The 15,239-nt window shown below is 66.1% G+C and carries 14 protein-coding genes; 7 read left to right on the top strand and 7 right to left on the bottom strand.

The window, feature by feature from the left end; translation table 11 throughout:
- Nucleotides 1-146 precede the first annotated feature (146 nt).
- Complete coding sequence (locus E4487_RS13310; protein WP_037053463.1) at nt 147-992, top strand: MoxR family ATPase; 846 nt, start codon at nt 147-149, stop codon at nt 990-992.
- A gap of 165 nt (nt 993-1,157) precedes the next feature.
- Nucleotides 1,158-2,336 carry a VWA domain-containing protein gene (locus E4487_RS13305; protein WP_037053464.1) on the top strand — a complete coding sequence of 393 codons (1,179 nt, stop codon included), beginning with the start codon at nt 1,158-1,160 and terminating at the stop codon, nt 2,334-2,336.
- 87 nt (nt 2,337-2,423) lie between these two features.
- Here E4487_RS13305 and E4487_RS13300 read toward each other — a convergent pair whose 3' ends face one another.
- The 5 genes from E4487_RS13300 to E4487_RS13280 all read right to left on the bottom strand — a co-directional run bounded on the left by E4487_RS13300 (nt 2,424) and on the right by E4487_RS13280 (nt 5,901).
- On the bottom strand, nt 2,424-3,479 hold the full coding sequence (locus E4487_RS13300; RefSeq protein WP_150609146.1) for a DUF2167 domain-containing protein: 1,056 nt from the start codon (nt 3,477-3,479) through the stop codon (nt 2,424-2,426).
- A gap of 120 nt (nt 3,480-3,599) precedes the next feature.
- Complete coding sequence (locus E4487_RS13295) at nt 3,600-4,124, bottom strand: DUF2937 family protein (protein WP_175253581.1); 525 nt, start codon at nt 4,122-4,124, stop codon at nt 3,600-3,602.
- Between the two features lie 16 nt (nt 4,125-4,140).
- Nucleotides 4,141-4,914 (bottom strand): class II glutamine amidotransferase, encoded by a 774-nt coding sequence (locus tag E4487_RS13290; RefSeq protein ID WP_037053469.1) that lies wholly within the window; start codon nt 4,912-4,914, stop codon nt 4,141-4,143.
- A 4-nt stretch (nt 4,915-4,918) separates the two neighbouring features.
- Nucleotides 4,919-5,365: an HIT family protein gene (locus tag E4487_RS13285; RefSeq protein WP_175253580.1), complete on the bottom strand. Its 447-nt coding sequence runs from the start codon at nt 5,363-5,365 to the stop codon at nt 4,919-4,921.
- 62 nt (nt 5,366-5,427) lie between these two features.
- Nucleotides 5,428-5,901 (bottom strand): hypothetical protein, encoded by a 474-nt coding sequence (locus E4487_RS13280; protein ID WP_037053471.1) that lies wholly within the window; start codon nt 5,899-5,901, stop codon nt 5,428-5,430.
- Nucleotides 5,902-6,002: 101 nt separating this feature from the next.
- Here E4487_RS13280 and E4487_RS13275 point away from each other — a divergent pair, with 101 nt between their 5' ends.
- The 4 genes from E4487_RS13275 (at nt 6,003) to E4487_RS13260 (ending at nt 11,879) form a co-directional block, all read left to right on the top strand.
- On the top strand, nt 6,003-8,039 hold the full coding sequence (locus E4487_RS13275) for a S9 family peptidase (protein WP_175253579.1): 2,037 nt from the start codon (nt 6,003-6,005) through the stop codon (nt 8,037-8,039).
- A complete protein-coding gene (locus tag E4487_RS13270; RefSeq protein WP_175253578.1) occupies nt 8,039-9,403 on the top strand; it encodes a TIGR01777 family oxidoreductase in 1,365 nt (454 codons plus the stop codon). Before E4487_RS13275 ends, E4487_RS13270 begins: the two co-directional genes overlap by 1 nt.
- 240 nt (nt 9,404-9,643) lie before the next feature.
- Nucleotides 9,644-11,266 (top strand): methyl-accepting chemotaxis protein, encoded by a 1,623-nt coding sequence (locus E4487_RS13265; protein ID WP_037053473.1) that lies wholly within the window; start codon nt 9,644-9,646, stop codon nt 11,264-11,266.
- A 142-nt stretch (nt 11,267-11,408) separates the two neighbouring features.
- The gene (locus tag E4487_RS13260; protein ID WP_037053474.1) at nt 11,409-11,879 is read left to right on the top strand and encodes a Crp/Fnr family transcriptional regulator; all 471 of its coding nucleotides are present in this window, start codon (nt 11,409-11,411) and stop codon (nt 11,877-11,879) included.
- Here E4487_RS13260 and E4487_RS13255 read toward each other — a convergent pair.
- Nucleotides 11,876-12,184, bottom strand: coding sequence for a hypothetical protein (locus E4487_RS13255; RefSeq protein ID WP_152488436.1), 309 nt, complete (start codon nt 12,182-12,184; stop codon nt 11,876-11,878). The two genes, E4487_RS13260 and E4487_RS13255, sit on opposite strands and share 4 nt — an antisense overlap.
- 75 nt (nt 12,185-12,259) lie before the next feature.
- Between E4487_RS13255 and E4487_RS13250 the strand changes: the two genes are divergently transcribed.
- Entirely contained in the window at nt 12,260-12,610 is a 351-nt protein-coding gene (locus tag E4487_RS13250; protein WP_037053485.1) for a YajD family HNH nuclease, read from the top strand.
- A gap of 3 nt (nt 12,611-12,613) precedes the next feature.
- Here the strand turns inward: E4487_RS13250 and E4487_RS13245 are convergent, their stop codons facing one another.
- On the bottom strand, nt 12,614-15,151 hold the full coding sequence (locus E4487_RS13245; RefSeq protein ID WP_175253577.1) for a TonB-dependent receptor: 2,538 nt from the start codon (nt 15,149-15,151) through the stop codon (nt 12,614-12,616).
- Nucleotides 15,152-15,239 lie beyond the last annotated feature (88 nt).

The following is a 15,239-nucleotide window of genomic DNA, read 5'->3' as shown; positions in this document are numbered from 1 at the left end:
CCAGCAGGCAGACCGAAAGCCGGGTGACCCGCCATTCAGTGACTGAATACTGCGTCTGCGTTCACAGCCACCAAGGCTGCGCGTTATAGTCGCGCTCTGAATTTCTGCTGCGGGCCGCCCCGCGCTATCGCTCCGAGGATTTTCCGATGAAGTTCGAAGGTACCCAGTCCTACGTCGCCACCGACGACCTCAAGCTGGCGGTCAACGCCGCCATCACCTTGCAGCGCCCGTTGCTGGTCAAGGGTGAGCCGGGCACCGGCAAGACCATGCTCGCCGAGCAACTGGCCGAAGCCTTCGGCGCCCGCCTCATCACCTGGCACATCAAGTCGACCACCAAGGCGCATCAGGGCCTCTACGAGTACGACGCGGTCAGCCGCCTGCGTGACTCGCAGCTCGACTCCGACAAGGTCCACGACGTTCGCAACTACATCAAGAAAGGCAAGCTGTGGGAGGCGTTCGAGTCCGACGAGCGCGTGATCCTGCTGATCGACGAGATCGACAAGGCCGACATCGAGTTCCCCAACGACCTGTTGCAGGAACTCGACAAGATGGAGTTCTACGTTTACGAGACCGACGAGACGATCAAGGCCAAGCAGCGCCCGATCATCATCATCACCTCGAACAACGAGAAGGAGCTGCCGGACGCCTTCCTGCGTCGCTGCTTCTTCCACTACATCGCCTTCCCCGATCGCGACACCCTGAAGAAGATCGTCGACGTGCACTACCCCAGCATCAGCGGCGAGCTGGTGGCCGAAGCGCTGGACGTGTTCTTCGACGTGCGCAAGGTGCCGGGCCTGAAGAAGAAGCCCTCGACCAGCGAACTGGTGGACTGGCTGAAACTGCTGATGGCCGACAACATCGGCGAAGCCGTACTGCGCGAGCGCGATCCGACCAAGGCCATCCCGCCACTGGCCGGCGCCCTGGTGAAGAACGAGCAGGACGTGCAGTTGCTCGAGCGCCTGGCCTTCATGGCGCGCCGCGCTTCTCGCTGAGAATCGGGCTGCTGCGCGTCGGCCAGCGCCTTTGTAGGGTGGGTTAGCGAAGCGTAACCCACCGCCCAGCCGTCAGGCTGGCAAGCATGATGCCGATGGCATCAACGGTGGGTTACGCCGCTACGCGACTAACCCACCCTACGGATTATCCCGAGGGCACAGACAATGCTGCTCAACCTATTCAACGAAATGCGCGCGGCCAAGGTGCCGGTGTCGGTGCGTGAGTTGCTCGACCTGATCAACGCGCTCAAGCACAACGTCGTGTTCGCCGACATGGACGAGTTCTATTACCTGGCGCGGGCGATCCTGGTGAAGGACGAGCGTCACTTCGACAAGTTCGACCGCGCCTTCGGGGCCTACTTCAAGGGCCTGGAAAACCTCAACGAACACATCGAGGCGATGATCCCCGAGGAGTGGCTGCGCAAGGAATTCGAACGCCTGCTGAGCGACGAGGAGAAGGCGCAGATCCAGAGCCTCGGCGGCCTCGACAAGCTCATCGAGGAGTTCAAGAAGCGCCTCGAAGAGCAGAAGGAAAAGCACGCCGGCGGCAACAAGTGGATCGGTACCGGCGGCACCAGCCCGTTCGGCTCCGGTGGCTACAACCCGGAAGGCATCCGCGTCGGCGATGCCGGCAAGCGCCAGGGCAAGGCCGCCAAGGTGTGGGACCAGCGCGAGTACAAGAACCTCGACGACCAGGTCGAACTAGGTACGCGCAACATCAAGGTGGCGCTGCGCCGCCTGCGCAAGTTCGCCCGCCAGGGTGCGGCCGAAGAGCTGGACCTGGACGGCACCATCGACCACACCGCGAAGGACGGCGGCCTGCTCAACATCCAGATGCGCCCGGAGCGCCGCAACACGGTGAAGCTCCTCCTGCTGCTGGACATCGGTGGCTCGATGGACGCCCACGTCAAGGTCTGCGAGGAGCTGTTCTCGGCGTGCAAGACCGAGTTCAAGCACCTGGAGTATTTCTACTTCCACAACTTCATCTACGAGAGCGTGTGGAAGAACAACATGCGCCGCACCAGCGAACGCACCTCGACCCTGGACCTGCTGCACAAGTACGGCGCCGACTACAAGGTGGTGTTCGTCGGCGATGCGGCCATGGCGCCCTACGAGATCACCCAGGCGGGCGGCAGCGTCGAGCACTGGAACGAGGAAGCCGGCTACGTCTGGATGAAGCGCTTCACCGAGAAGTTCAAGAAGATCATCTGGATCAACCCCTACCCCAAGGACACCTGGAACTACACCGCCTCCACCGGCCTGGTACGCGAGCTGATCGAAGAACGCATGTACCCGCTGACCCTGCAGGGCCTGGAAGACGGCATGAAGTACCTGTCCAAATAGCCCGGCCGCAACGAAAACGCCGCGACCCCTTCACAGGTGTCGCGGCGTTTTTCCTTGCCCGGAGTACCTCCGGGCCCGGCGTCGGAGTCAGCGTTTGTCGGCATCGTCCGGCTTGTTCAGATCCATCACCGTCTGCGCTGGTGTCTGCGGCGGTTCCTCCGGCTTGCGCTCGGCAGCCGCAGGCGCGGCCGGGGCGCTCTCCTCCGCGCTCGGCGCAGGGTCTTTCTTGCGCAGGCCCAGGCGCTTGCCCAGCCAGCCGAACAGCACCACCGGGATGAACCAGAACTTCTTCAGCAGCACCAGCAACATGGCCAGCAGGCCGGTCTTGGCCGCCACCTTGCCCGCCACCAGCGCACCCAGGCCGTAGGCCGCAACGGTATCCAGGTCCGGGTTGAACTCGGCGTAACGCTGGCCCGGATTGAACTCGGTAGCCGCCAGCACCGCCGGTACGTTGGCTTCGATCTCCGCCAGCTGGTCCATGTTGGCGACGAAGTTCAGCACCAGCACGCCCTTGCGACCCAGCACACGGATGTTGTAGTTGAGGGTGTTGATGTCGCTGTCGCCGAACTTCAGCTCCTTGGCCCAGTGCAGTTTCTTGCCTTCGGCGTCGTAGCGCGGCTCGGCGGCCCAGCCGACCAGCTGCACCGTCTCGTAGCCGTTTTCCTCGCGCCAGGCGTTGGATTCGCGCATGTCGGACTGCATGTCTTCGAGCATGTCGCCGTAGTCGATATCGGCGGCGTCCTCGTCGGAGACGTAGCCACTGTCCTCGTACTCGACCGTCACACCCCAGGACTCATCGGCCAGCGGCGAGATGCCAGCCGGCAGGATCATCCCCAGTGGCGGCACGTCGTCCGGCGGATTGCCCCAGCCGTCCACCAGCAGGCGCTGGGCATTGTCACTGTCGAGAAACACCAGCGAATCGGGCAGGTTCAGCGTCGCCAGGTCATCACCCAGCACCACGCGACCGCTCTTGAACTCCAGGCTGGCGACGAACGCTTCGGGACTGCTCCATTGCCCGTCTTCATCGACTTCGGCAACCGCAGCGGCAGGCTCCGGCTCAGCCGTGGAATCGGCATGAGCAACGGACAGGAAAGGCAGGACGGCAGCCAGCGCGGCTGCCAGGATCGAATCCTTGATCGGCATGGAAACTCCAGAGATACACTGAGGCGATTAAATGTAACGCCGTATTACATTAACACGCGCCACCCGCCGCGCAGGCGAACCAGTGCAAATTTCTGCGCGATGCCAGCCAGAGACAGCCGATCAGCGCCAGTGTCGCTGCTGCGTCTGCCGGGTTCGTCCAGCGCCGGACATCCAGCCGAGCGTGAGGATCAGCAACTCGACCAGCCAGGCCAGCAGCAAGGCGCAGACCAGGCCCCAGAGAATCGCCTCCGGGGTGAACAGCACCTGGTAGCGGTACGCCTGCAGCGTCTCCTCGAACAGCCCGCGGTCGGCCCCCGTGGCCAGGTGCCAGGCCTGTTGGTACCAGGCCCCCTGCATGGCCTGCCATTCGCGCTCGAGCAGGGCCGCGCGCTCTACCAAGTGGGCGACGCTCTGCGCATCGCTGCGCATCACCGGGTCGTCACTCACGCGGTAGTGCGCCACCAGCGCGTCCATGTCGCCCTTGAAGAACTTGCTGGCGGTGTCCTGAAAGCCCTTGAGACTCTGTTGCGACTCCAGGCGATGCGCCTCGACGCGCTTGGCGTAATCATCGACGAACCCCGGTACCTGCACGCCCAGCAGCAGGCCGAAGGCGAACAGCGTCAGCCGCAGATAGCTTCTCAACATGCCTCGTTCCCCTCTCTCAGGCCTTGCCGCTGGCGACGCACTCGCCACGACGCCACAACCGCCACTCGCCCGGTTCGTAGCGTGACCATTGCTCATTGTCGGTCAGCGGTTCGGTAGCGATCACCGTGACCACGTCGTCAGGCGTGGTTTCCGCCTGGAAATCCACCTTCAGATCGGCATCCTTGAGCTGCGCAGGGCCGAAGGGCGCACGCCGGGTGATGTGCGCCAGCTTGCTCGAACAGAAGCTGAACAGCCAGTCGCCATCGCTGAGCAGGCAGTTGAACACGCCGAGCTGACGATAGCTGGAACAGGCCGCGACCAGCACGGGCAGCAGCACCTCGACCGACACCGGCTCGGGAAAGGCCCGGCGCACACGATTGAGCAGGTCGCAGAAGGCCGCCTCGCTGTCGGTATCACCGACCGGACGGTAGAAACTGCTGGAGCCGGTGAGCCCAGCCAGTTGGCCATTGTGCGCGAAGCACCAGTTGCGCCCCCACAACTCGCGACTGAACGGATGGGTGTTGACCAGGCACACCTTGCCGACGTTGGCCTGGCGAATGTGGCCAATCACCACTTCGCTCTTGATCGGATAGCGCTGCACCAGCTGCGCCACCTCCGACTCGCTGCTCGCCTGCGGGTCCTGGAAGATGCGCAGGCCCCGGCCCTCGTAGAAGCCGATGCCCCAGCCATCGCGATGCGGCCCGGTACGGCCACCGCGCTGCATGAGGCCGGTGAAGCTGAACACGATATCGGTCGGAACGTTGGCGCTCATGCCGAGCAATTCGCACATCGAATCAATTCTCCTTGGCGAGGATCAGGCGCAGGCGATCGGCTTCATCCTGCAGGCGCGCTTCGATGCGCTTGCGCCCCAGCGGCAGAAAACGCGTCAGCAGCCGCCAGAGCAAAGCCGGCAGGTCACCCGGCCGGCGCGGAATCAGGTGCAGATGAAGATGGGGGACGTGCTGATTGGCGTCCGGGCCGTCGTTGATCAACAGGTTGATGCCCTGGCCACCGTAGCCTGCCTGACGCAGCGCTGCAGCCACCCGCTCGGCCAGGGGCAGCAGGCGCTCAGCGAGCGCAGGCGGCAGATCGTGCAGAAAAGGTGCATGCCGGCGACTGACGATCAACACATGAGCCGGACGCATGGGGAAGATATCCAGCAGCACGATGAAATCATCGTCCTCGTACAGGCGGTGAGCCGGCAGCCGTCGCTCGGCAATGGCGCAGAACACGCAATCCATCGAGCCTCCCTTGCACTGGGCCAGCCGGCCTTGCGCCTGCAGCGACAGGCGCAGGCGGCAGATCAGATACGCGGTTCCAGACGACCGGAGCGGTCGTGACCGTAGTCACGCAGCGGCAGGTCGTCGTCCTCTTCCATCCGCTCGCGCAGCGTACGCGAATCTTCGTCGACCTCGCTCACCTGCTCCTCGCGACGACCTTGCCACCAGCGTTCGATGGGCCAGCGAATGGCGACGAAGAGCAGGTACAGGGCGAAGGCGATCAATCCATAAAGCGACAGGTCGGCCACCGCACGCCAGGCGTTGTTGCCGACCTTGAGCAACAGGTCCATGGCGGTGACGGCAATCGCCGGGGCGAACAGCTCACGCGCCGGGTCGACGATGGTCGGACTGAACAGCAGCACGGCCACCAGCACCCGCAGCGGCTCACGCGCATAGCGCCACATCCAGGTGGTCATGCGCATCCACACCAGCAGGCAGCCCAGGGCGGCAACACCGTATGCGGCCCAGGCCATGAGGTAGTCGTTTTCGTTCATCATAAGCAGTCGCCGGCGTGGCAGGTGTGGCAAAGGGGCGCTTATGATAACGGCTTTTGCTCGCCCCGGCGCCCCTGTCGGGCACCCAGTTCTGGAGTTTCAGCATGTCCACTGCCCCTCGTGCCCGCCAGGAAGCCGGCACAGATCCCTACCGCTGGCTGGAAAACCGCGACAGCGAGGAGGTGCTGGCCTACCTGCAAGCGGAAAACGCCTACCTGGAAAGCACCCTGGCTCCGCAGCATGCCCTGCGCGAGCAGCTGTTCGAGGAGATCAAGGGGCGCATCCGCGAAACCGATCTGTCGCTGCCCACGCCCTGGGGGGACTATCTCTATTACCAGCGCACCACGGCAGGCGACGAGTACCCGCGCCACTACCGCTGCGCCCGCCCGGCGGGCGCTTCGCTCGAGGTCGACGCGGCCAGCGAGACGCTGCTGCTGGACCCCAACGAACTGGCCGCCGGCGGTTTTCTCTCGGTGGGCGCGTTCAGCATCAGCCCCGACCAGCGGCGCCTGGCCTACAGCCTGGATAGCAGCGGTGACGAAATCTACCGCCTGTTCGTGAAGGAGCTCGACAGCGGCGCGATACGCGAGCTGCCCTTCGACGACTGCGACGGCAGCATGACCTGGGCGAACGACAGCCAGACCCTGTTCTTCACCGAACTGGACGACACCCACCGCCCGTACAGGCTGCACCGCCACCGCCTCGGCGATGAAGCCGCCGAAGCGGTGTTCGAGGAAGCCGACGGTCGCTTCTTCCTGCACTGCTACCGGTCCAGCTCCGAACGTCAGCTGATCCTGCAACTGGGCAGCAAGACCACCAGCGAAGTCTGGGTGCTGGACGCCGACACGCCGCAAGCAGCATTCGCCTGCCTGGCGCCGCGCGAGGAAGGCCACGAGTACGACGCCGACCACGGCATGCTCGACGGCCAGTGGTGCTGGCTGATCCGCAGCAACCAGAGCGGCATCAACTTCGCCCTGTACCGCGCCGCCGAAGACCAGCCGCAACGCCCGCACTGGCGGCAGATTCGCGCGCACGATGCGCAGGTGATGCTCGAAGGCGCGACCCTGAATCAGAGCGCCATCGTCCTCGCCTTGCGCGAAGGCGGCCTGCCCGTGCTCGACGTGCAGCCGCAGGGAGCGGCCAGCTACCGCGTCGCCCTGCCGGATGCCGCCTACAGCCTCTACGTGCAAGACGGCCTGGAGTTCCACAGCACGGTGATCCGCCTGCGCTACGAGGCCCTCGGCCGCCCTGCCCAGGTACGCCAGCTGGAACTGGCCAGCGGCGAGCAGCAGGTGCTCAAGCAAACGCCGGTGGAAGGTCCGTTCGACGCCGACGCCTACGAGAGTCGCCGCCTCTGGGCCACCGCTGGTGACGGTACATTGGTGCCGATCAGCCTGGTGGCGCGCCGCGAGGTCTTCGCCGCCGGCCAGCCGGCGCCGCTCTATCTCTATGGCTACGGCGCCTACGGCGCGAGCCTCGACCCCTGGTTCTCCCACGCCCGCCTGAGCCTGCTGGAGCGCGGCTTCATCTTCGCCATCGCCCACGTGCGCGGCGGCGGCGAGATGGGCGAAGCCTGGTACCGTGCCGGCAAGCTCGAGCACAAGCAGAACACCTTCGACGACTTCATCGCCTGCGCCGAACGCCTGATCGCCGAGGGCCTGACCAGCCCCGCACGCCTGGCGATCAGCGGCGGCAGCGCCGGTGGCCTGCTGATCGGCGCGGTGCTCAACCAGCGCCCAGAGCTGTTCGCCGCCGCCATCGCCGAGGTGCCCTTCGTCGACGTGCTCAACACCATGCTCAACCCGGACCTGCCGCTGACCGTCACCGAGTACGACGAATGGGGCGACCCCAACCAGCCCGAGGTCTTCGCCCGGCTGCAGGGCTATGCCCCCTACGAGAACGTCCGCGCCCAGGCCTACCCGGCCATCCTCGCCGTCGCTGGCTACAACGACAGCCGCGTGCAGTACTGGGAAGCCGCCAAATGGGTGGCCAGGCTGCGCGAGCGCAAGACCGACGACAACCTGCTGCTGCTCAAGACCGACCTGGACGCCGGCCACGGCGGCATGAGCGGTCGCTATCAGGGGATCCGCGACGTGGCGCTGGAGTACGCCTTCCTCTTGCGCGTACTGGATATCCGCTGATGCAGGGCCTGCTGTATCGCTGGCTGTTGCTGATGGGCGCGGGGCACGTGCTGCTGGGCATCGTGCTGGCCTTTGCCGCCCACCTGCCGCTGACCCAGGGTTACTTCGACTACCTGTACGCCGCCCGTGGCCTGCCCCTGCCGAGCCCCGAGCAGCAGGTGCCGCTGCGCACCCTGGTCGGCCTGTTCGGGCCCACCGTGGCCAGCTGGGGCCTGCTGTTCTGCACACTGCTGGTGATCTACCGCCGCCACGGCCTGGGCCTGATCAAACCCGTGCTGATCGCCGCCCTGCTGCTGTGGAGCCTGCTCGACAGCGCCTTCTCCATCGCCTTCGGCTTCACCCTGCACGCCTACCTCAACGGCGCGGCCGCTCTGGCCATGGGCATCCCGCTGCTGGCCCTGAGGCCCGCCACCCGGCCACATTCGCCGGCGCTGACACTGCGCCATGACAGCGGGCGTCGCCTGCGTGTGCTGATCACCGGCGGCAGTGGTTTCATCGGCAGCCCGCTGGCCACGGCGCTGAGCCAGGCCGGCCATGAGGTACTGATCCTGACCCGCGACCTGGCCAGTCTCGGCCAGATGCGCGGGCGCATCAGTGCGCTGACCGACCTGGCGCAGATCGCCAGCGATGAGCGCATCGACTGCCTGATCAACCTGGCCGGCGAGCCATTGGCCGGGCAGCGCTGGAACCCTGCGCGCAAGCAACGCTTCCTGAGCAGCCGGCTCGACACCACCGACGCACTGCTGCAACTGGTGCAGCGCCTGGAGCACAAGCCCGAGGTGCTGCTCAGCGGCTCCGCCGTCGGTTACTACGGGCACTGGCAGGACGAGCCGCTCGATGAAGACAGCGAGGCGCACGATGGTTTCTCCCATCGGCTGTGCGCTCAATGGGAGGCCAGGGCTCTGCAGATGCAGGCGCTTGGCCTGCGCGTGTGCCTGCTGCGTATCGGCATCGTCCTGGGTCGCGATGGCGGACCGCTGGCCGAGTTCAAGCGCCCCTTCGAACTGGGTATGGCCAGCCAGCTGGGCGATGGCCGGCAATGGATGCCCTGGATACACCTGGACGATGTTCTGGATATCTGCAGCTACCTGATGCACACGCCGCTCAGCGGCCCGATCAACCTCACCGCCCCCGAGCCGGTCAGCCACCGGGACTTCTGCCAGGCGTTGCAGCGCCAGGTGCCCTGGGCGCGCCTGCGACTGAAGGTGCCGGCCGCGCTGGTACGCCTGCTGCTCGGCGAGATGGCCGACGAAGTCCTGCTCACCGGCCAGCGCGTGGTGCCGGCCCGCCTGCTGCAGAGCGGCTACCGTTTCCGCTACCCGCAGCTGCAACCCGCACTCCAGCAACTGCTCGCCAGGCGCTAGCCGCGCGCAGCGGCGGCCAAGGCTCGGCCAGCACCCTGAAGCGGGTGCTGGCGCGGCACTCTCTCTGGCGTCAAAGCCCCGCCACACCTGGCCTGCTGCCACTTTTCAGCGACGAACGGTAACAAACCTGACCGTTCGACCAACTCGCCGCGCTGGCGGCGAAATCTGATCTAGGCTGAACGCACGGCGCTTGGCGATGGCCATGAGCCACCCTTTCCTGCTGCCAAGGAAGACCCTGCCATGAAGAGTTGGAAGATACGCACTCACCTGTTGCTGCTCGCCGGCGTTCTGCTCACCGCGCTGCTGGCCGTCGGCCTGCTCGGCCTGCATGGCCTCAAGACCACCGTCGGCGGCCTGCAGACCGTCTACCTGGACCGCGTGGTACCGCTGCGCGACCTCAAGCAGATTGCCGACCTCTACGCGGTGAACATCGTCGACGCCACGCAGAAGGCGCGCAGCGGCACCCTCAGCGGCAACGCCGCGCAACAGATGATCGAGCAGGCCCAGCAGCGTATCGCCGAGATCTGGAAAGCCTACCTGGCCACCCAGCTGATCGCCGACGAGCGGCGCCTGATCGACGAGATCACCCCTCTGATGAGCAAGGCACAGCAGCCCCTTGAGCAGCTGCAGAGCCAGCTCATCCGGGGTGACCGGGGCGAAATCGAGCGCTTCGCCAGCAACGACCTGTACCCGTTGATCGACCCGCTGTCGGCCAAGTTTTCCGAGCTGATCGAAGTCCAGCTCGGCGAGGCCAAGCGCCAGTACCTGCTGGGTGAGGCGGCCTACGCCAGGAGCCTGCGCCTGAGCCTGTTGCTGCTGGTGGTCGCGCTGCTGCTGGGCAGCGTGCACGTGCTCTACTTCAGCCGCCTGCTCGGCCGCCAGCTGGGTGCCGAACCCGGTGAGCTGGAGGCGATCAGCGCCCGCATCGCCTCCGGCCGCCTCGACGGCGCGCAGCAGGACGGCGGTGGCAGCAGCGGCGTGATGAAATCGGTGCAGGCGATGCGCCACGGCCTGCACGACGTGATCGGCAACATCGGCGAAGCCTCCGAGGAAATCGAGTGCGCCACCCTGCAGCTGGCCGCTTCCTCCGAACAGGTGCTCAACAGCGCCAATATCCAGAGCGACACCGCAGCGGCGATGGCCGCCACGGTCGAGCAACTGGCGGTGAGCATCAACCACATCGCGGAGAGCGCCCAGCACACCCACGACCGCGCCCGCCAGGCCGGCGAGCTGACCGACAGCGGCCTGCAGGTGACCACCCAGGCCATCGAGGAAATCCGCCGCATCGCCTCGCTGGTGACGCAGTGCTCCGGCGATGTCGAGCAACTCGCCGCACAGTCCGGCAACATCGGCGCCATCGTCGACGTGATCCGTGGCATCGCCGAACAGACCAACCTGCTCGCCCTCAACGCCGCCATCGAGGCCGCCCGCGCCGGTGAACAGGGCCGTGGCTTCGCCGTGGTGGCCGACGAGGTGCGCAGCCTGGCCGCGCGCACCGCACAGTCCACCACCGAGATCGTCGCCCTGGTCGAGGCCATCCACAATGGCGTCTGCCAGGCCCGCGACAGCATGTCCGCCACCTGCTCGCGGGTGGACACCGGCCTGCAACTGGTGGAGAACAGCGCCACCACCATGGGCGAGATCCGCGTGGCGCTGGACGAGTCGCTGCAGTCGGTGGGGCTCATCGCCACCGCCCTGCAGCAACAACGCGCCGCCAGCGAACAGGTGGCGCAGAACGTCGAACAGGTCGCGCAGATCGTCGAGGAGAACTCCGCCGCGCAAGGCGGCATCGTCCAGGCCATTCGTGCCTTGCAGGGCATGTCCGAGCGCTTGCAGGGGGTGATGCGCCGCTTCAGTTTCTAGGGTGTCAGCGGGCGGCGCCGGTGAACGCGACGCCGCCCTGCCGGGTTTGCCTGCTGCCCGTCACATCGGCAGGAAGACGGGATTGGCAACGCCGAGCGCAGACGCTAAGGTCGCCAGCTCGTTCTTTCAGCGTGACGCCCCAATGTCCGATACCTCCCACCTGATCGACGCGATCCGCGACATGCTGCTCGACTGCGGCCTGTTCGACACCCTGGATCGCAGCGACGTGCAGACCGCCGCCGGCTACTTCAACCTCAATCGCATCAACGAGGGGACGGCGATCTTCAGCGAAGGCGACGCCGGCACCTTCATGTGCATCCTGGTCCAGGGCAGCGTCTCGATCCGCAAGAGCAATGCCAGCGGCGACGAGGTCGAGGTGACCCGCCTGCGCCGTGGCCGCGCCTTCGGCGAGATGGCCGTGCTCGACGGTGAACGCCGCTCGGCCAGTTGCGTGGCCACCTGCGACTGCGTGCTGCTGTCGCTGGGCAAGGACGCGCTGGACAAGATGCTGCAGGAAAGCCCGAGGACGGCCGCCCAGGTGATCCGCGCCATCGCCGTCGGCATGTCCAGGCGCCTGCGCATGGCCGACGGGCGCCTGGTCAACCAGCCCTAGTCGGTCTTCCGCGTCTCGCTCGCGCCTGGGCTGCGGCGCTCGTTGCCACCCTGCTGATTGCGCTGCAACTGCTGCTGCAGCGACTCCAGCGGCAGGTCCTTCGCCGGTGCGGAGCGCGGCGCCGGCAACAGCGGCGCCAACCCCGAGCGCCCGGCAGGCGTCTGTGCCGGCCGGGCATAAGGCTGGCTGGTGGTGGGCTGCGTCGACGTTTCCGGCATGCGCAGCAGCGGTGCGGATTGCCCCTCCGCCAGGGCCTGCCCCGCGAGCAACAGCAGAGTGGCCAGCCAGGGCCTGACATGCTTCATCGAAGACCTCCTGCGCGATGCGCTTTCGTTCTATTCTGGCAACACCCACCCACGAACGTTCCAGTGAAACGACTCATGACCACCAGCAAGCTCGACAAGATTCTCGCCGAGGCCCAGCAGCGCCGCGAAACCAGCTACCGGGAAAAGGCGCTGCGCATGTACCCGCACTTCTGTGGCCGTTGCGGTCGCGAGTTCAGCGGCAAGCGCCTGAGCGAGCTGACCGTGCACCACCGCGACCACAATCACGACAACAACCCGGAAGACGGCTCCAACTGGGAGCTGCTGTGTCTGTACTGCCACGACAACGAGCACCAGCGCCAGGTCGACCTGCACTACCAGAAAGAGGAAGCGGCCAGCGCCGGCTCTGGCAGCAAGGTCACGCACAAGGGCCTGGCCGGCCTGGCGGATCTGCTGAAGAAGTCCTGATCGTCAGAAGAAGCGCGTCACGCTGATCTTGGCATTGCGCCCCTGGCTGTAGGCACCGTCGCCGCTCAGCGCCGGTCGATAGAAGCGGTTGAACAGGTTGTCCACGGTCAGGTTGACCCGCGTGCCCTTGAGCCCCTTCATCGTCGGCGCCCACTCCGCGAACAGCCGGTGGGTGTCGTAGCTGTCGTTGTCGTGCTGATCCCACACGCTCTCGCCGGAGACATCGTAGAAGTCGCTGGGCAAGCGGTCGGTCTTGCGCACGAACTCGCCCTGCCAGCCCATCAGCAGGTCCGCCTCGGGCACCTTCAGGCCCAGCGTCGCGACCCACTTCGCCGGCGGCACGTCGCGGGCCCAGACGTCCGGCCCCCAGGGATTGCTGTAGGCACCGTCGTGCTTGCCGCTGACCCAGGCATAGGTGAGGCTGCCGAACAGGCGGTCGCTGTCGTAGTAGGTCTCCACCTCGAACCCCTTGAGCGTCACGCCTGGCAGGTTGCGGTAGTTGGACAACGGCAGGTATTCGCCGCACTTCGCGGAAATGGAGCCCCCCTCCGCGGCCTGGCGCTCGCAGGCGATGCTGCGCAGCTTGAAGATCTCGTCCTCGATCCGGTGGTGGAACACCGTCGTGCGGACCTGCAGGCTGTCGCCCTCGCGCAGCAGGTTGCCGAGGCTGACCACGCTGCCTGCACGCAAGGCGCGGATACGCTCGGCGTCCAGGCCGCGACTGGTTCCGCCGATGGTCGTGCTGTTCTGCAGTTCGTACTGCTCGTCGATCACCGGCGCGCGCCAGGTCCGGGCGTAGTCGGCGAACAGGGCGAACTCGTCGGTGACCCGCCAGAACAGCGACAGACGCGGCGACCAGCCCGTGTAGGTCTGCGCCCGATAGTCATGCCCGCGCTCGGGGTTGTTGTAGTTCGACGCCAGGTTCTCCTTGCCCTGGTTGCGCACCGTGTCGAAGCGCAATGACGGAGTGATGGTAAGGTCGCCCAGGGTGATCGCGTCCTGCAGGTAGGCGCTGCGCGACGTCTGCGAGCCGCGCGGCATGAAGTAAGGCTGGAACCAGCCATAGTTGTACTGCGGACGGTTGTAGGTGGAACCCGGCAGGTACATCAGCACGTCCCGCTTGTGGCCGTGCCAGGCCACCCCTGCGGTCAGCTCGTGGCCGAGTGCGCCGGTGTCGAAGCGGCTGGTGTTGCGCAGCTCGACGACCCGGTCCTGATAGTCCGTGCGCATCCACTTGCCACCGGTGGCCAGCGAGTAGCTGGCATCCTCGCCGCGCTCGTCGATCTGCTCGGTTTCGGACCACGAAGCCTTCAGCTCGAGGTCGATCCAGGGGTTGTCCAGTGGCTGGTAGCGATAGCGGCCGGCCCAGGTGGTGTCGGTCACCTCGCGATCGGCCATCAGCCGGCGCATGGCTGCCTCCAGGCTGCCGTAGCGGTCGATACTGTACTTGCTCGGCAGCAGGAAGCTGGCCGCGCTGAAGGGGACGAACTCGTCACTGCGCGAACGCATGAACGTCAGGCCGAAGCTGTGCTCGTCGTTCGGCCGGAAGTTGCCCTTGAGCAAGGCGCCATCGAGTTTCTTGTCGGTGAACGGATAGCGCTGCGGGTACTCGTACTCGGGTTCGAGCTGGATGTTCCCGGCCAGCTTCATGTCGCGGCCATCGCGTGTGGTCAGGTAGGCCAGGCCGTCGAAGCGGGCATCCTCGCTGCGGCCGTAGACCGCGCCGCTGTAGAGTTTCTGCTGGTCGTTGCTGTGATAGCCGTACTTGAGCATGGCGCCCAGGTCACGCCCCTCCTCGAGCAGGTCCGGGGCGTCCTTGGTCTCCATGTGCACGGTACCGCCGAAGCCGCCGTTGCCGGTGAACACCGAATAAGGCCCCTTCTCGACCTCGATGCGCTTGATCAGCTCGGGTTCGATGAACACCGTACCCTGCTGGTAGCGCTCGAAGCCGCTCTTGGACGCGCCGTCGAGGCTGAACGGAACGTCCTCGGCATCACCCAGCCCCCAGATGTTGACCGTCTGCCCGCCCTGCTTGGACGACCCGCCCATGCTCACGCCCGGCAGCGTCTGCAGCAGGCTGGGAATGTTCTCCGCCTGCTGACGCTCGATCTCCTTGCGCGTCAGCGTCGAGCGCCCGACGCTGGCCGAGTCGACCTGGCGGCCGTCGCCCACGATGCTGACGGAGCCCAGTTCGATGGCGTTGGCCTCGGTCGTCGAGACCGGCATGCGGCGCACCACGAAACTCCCCGCGGCCTCCACCAGTTCCAGGCCGCTGCCGCGCAGCAACTGCCGCAGCGCCTCGACGGGTTCGTAGCGCCCGCGCAGCGCGGGCCCCTGCAGCCCCTGGACCTGATCGCTCTCGAAGAAGATCTGCAGCTGCCCTTGCCGGGCCAGGGCCGTCAGCGCGCTGCCCAGGGGCTGCGCGGCCAGATCGAAATCACGTGGCTGCGCCTGGGCGGTTGCCCCCATCAGGCAACCGATCATCAGGGCAGCACCGGTGCGGGAACGCCACCAGGCACTGGGCGAAATGCGGGTTTTCATGCGGGTCTCCACTGCTTGCAACACCACCACGGCATGAGGTGGTTGGCATGGAAGACGCTTAAATGAAAAATATCCGCATATGAGAATG

Source organism: Pseudomonas sp. BMW13 (assembly GCF_013357275.1).
In the GTDB taxonomy this organism is placed as follows: domain Bacteria; phylum Pseudomonadota; class Gammaproteobacteria; order Pseudomonadales; family Pseudomonadaceae; genus Aquipseudomonas; species Aquipseudomonas khazarica.
Note: the sequence above shows the minus strand (reverse complement) of the source record. Positions and strands in the feature narration are given on the sequence as shown.